This is a genomic window from Streptococcus sp. CL8.13 (assembly GCF_049737895.1).
This window is the reverse complement of sequence record NZ_JBKOTT010000114.1, coordinates 1-2,824: the sequence shown is the minus strand read 5'-3', so window position 1 is coordinate 2,824 and position 2,824 is coordinate 1. Positions and strand designations below refer to the sequence as shown.

The window sequence follows — 2,824 nt, the reverse complement described above, 5'->3', positions numbered from 1 at the left end:
GGCACTTCCCATAATCAACACTTTCTTTGTAAACTGACGTCGGAAGGGTTGAGCAATATATTTCCAATATTTGCTTGGATTTTCTCGAATCATAGTCGCTGAGATACCAAACTTTCTTTCTTGCAAGACAGTCTCAAAGCCACGATTTGATAATTCTTGCTGGTAGTCTGCTTCTCCCACAAAGAAAATTAGTTCTTGCTGGGTTTCATCATAGGAAATCTCCTCTAACATTTGGTCCAACCACTCCTGCCAGCCCATAGGGTAACGGGGAAGCTTGCTCTCGTCTAACTTGCAGACAGAGGTCAACTCGTCATCACGAAAGGCCTCTCGGATATAGCGAAATCTTTTTTGAAGCGTTAAGCCTACCTGCTCCCCTCTATCTCCCTCATAGCCTGAAACGACAACCCAGACCTGGTCACACTGTCGCTTCGCTCGCTGGATTAGATCGATATGACCCTGATGAAGAGGGGCAAAGGTCCCAAATACCACTGCTGTTTTCTTTTTCATAAACGCATTACCTTTTTATATTTTTTGATATTTTCGTTGTCTATGTTTTTATTATAAACTATATTTTTGTTTTTTCAATAGTTTTTTATCATTTTTTATAAAAAAATTGCGAAAAAAAGAATCAAGATTGCTCCTGATTCTCCATTTTTATGCAATATCAAATTTTAACTGGCCTGCTTTAACACCAATCTTAAGTGTGCTGCCTGCCTCTAATTCTCCCTTGAGAAGAAGTTCTGCCAACTTGTCTTCCACTTCTGTTTGTAGAGTTCTACGAAGTGGACGAGCTCCCATCTCTGGGTCATATCCTTGATTGGCCAATAATTTCAGTGCGGAAGCTTGTAATTTCAAGTCAATGCCTTTTTCAGCCAAACTTGCAACTAAAGGTTTAACCATAATCTTCACCACTTCCTGCATATGGTCGCTAGACAGGCTATGGAAGACCACCTTTTCATCAATACGGTTGATAAACTCCGGTCTATAAGCTTTTTTCAGCTCTTCAAACATGCGTTTTTCCATATTTTCTTGGTCAAAACGAATATCCTTAGCTCCAAAACCGACGGTCTTGTCATCACGAAGGGCTGTCGCACCAAGATTTGACGTCATGATAATAATGGTATTTGAAAAGTCAACCTTGCGGCCCTTGCTATCAGTCAAGACACCGTCATCCAAGACCTGCAAGAGGACATTAAAGATGTCTGGGTGGGCTTTTTCTACCTCATCAAAGAGGAGAACAGAGTATGGTTTGTTGCGAACCTTCTCGGTCAACTCCCCACCTTCTTCATAACCCACATAACCCGGAGGAGCTCCATTGAGACGGCTGGCTGCGAATTTCTCCATATACTCACTCATATCAAAGCGGATAAGGGCTGATTCATCGTCAAAAAGAACTTCTGCCAAAGCCTTGGCCAATTCGGTCTTACCGACACCTGTAGGCCCTAGGAACATAAAGGAACCAATCGGACGCTTATGACTGCGAATCCCTGACTGGTTGCGGCGAATCGCACGGCTAATACTTGAAACTGCTTGATCTTGACCGATGACACGTTTGTGCAATTCAGCTTCCAGATTCAGGTATTTCTTAGCGTCAGTCTGAGTCAGTTTTTGGACTGGAATACCTGATAAACGACTCAAGGTAGTCAAAATATCAGACTCTGTCACCAAGTCTTTATAGACAGGCACTTCCTCTTCTTTTGCAATTAGCTGAGCTGCCTGTTTCCACTTGCCATCCATCAAGGCCTTGTCAGCTGGACTCAAACCTGAATCGTCTGCTTTTACATTTTTAGTTTTATTTTGCACTGTTGCCGCTGCTTCATCCAAAAGATCGATAGCAGAGTCTGGCAAGTGACGACTAGTCAAGTAACGATGCGCCATCTTAACCGCTGTTTCGACCGCTCCATCTGTGATTTGCACACGGTGATGTTTCTCATAAGTCACCTTCAAACCTTGCAAAATGGCCATACTGTCGGCCACACTTGGCTCTTCAATCGTCACTTTGGCGAAACGACGAGAAAGGGCCGCATCTTTTTCGATGTGTTTTTGATATTCTTCCTGAGTAGTCGCACCAACCGTTCTCAAAGTTCCACGCGCCAAGGCTGGTTTCAAGATATTGGCCGCATCCAGAGTTGAGTCAATTCCACTCCCAGAACCCATGATAGTGTGGAGTTCATCGATAAAGAGGATGACTTGGCCATCTTCTTCAATATCCTTGATGATATTGTTCATGCGCTCTTCAAAGTCACCACGGAAGCGTGTCCCTGCAACGACATTCATCAAATCAAGCTCTAACACGCGCATCTTAGCCATTTCCGCAGGTACATCACCACTAGCAATCTGCTGAGCGAGCCCAAGCGCCAAGGCTGTTTTCCCGACACCAGCATCTCCAACCAAGACAGGATTGTTCTTGGTCTTACGGCTCAAGATTTGAATCATACGCGAGATTTCCTTATCTCGACCGATGACTGGTTCTAACTTACCAGAACGCGCTTGCTCTGTCAAATCATGCGTATAGTCCTCAAGACCACCGCTTGGAGTCTGGGGCATACCCATCATATTAGCCATAGAATTTTGCTTGTCAGCTACTGTACGATGGCGTTGGCGTAGAGCCTTGAGGTCTTCACGAGTCCAGCCTGCCCGTTCTTCTAAATTTCGACGAAGGGCAGCAATCTTGACCTGATCTTTCTTGTCTTCATAAGAAAAACCAGCCCTCTCCAAGATACGAGTCGCCAAGGCATTTCCATCATGCAAAATCGCATAAAGGACGTGCTCTGTCCCTAGCACCTTAGCATGGACCACTGATGCTACATACTCTGCTTCATCA

The 2,824-nt window shown here is 44.5% G+C and carries 2 protein-coding genes; both read right to left on the bottom strand.

Annotated features, from left to right (window positions below; all coding sequences use genetic code 11):
• Positions 1-507 (bottom strand): adenylyltransferase/cytidyltransferase family protein (locus tag ACLNCN_RS04365; protein ID WP_424844705.1); only part of this gene is annotated, 507 nt, incomplete at its 3' end.
• Between the two features lie 147 nt (positions 508-654).
• Positions 655-2,824: ATP-dependent Clp protease ATP-binding subunit (locus tag ACLNCN_RS04360; RefSeq protein ID WP_424844704.1), on the bottom strand; the 2,170-nt coding region annotated here is incomplete at its 5' end.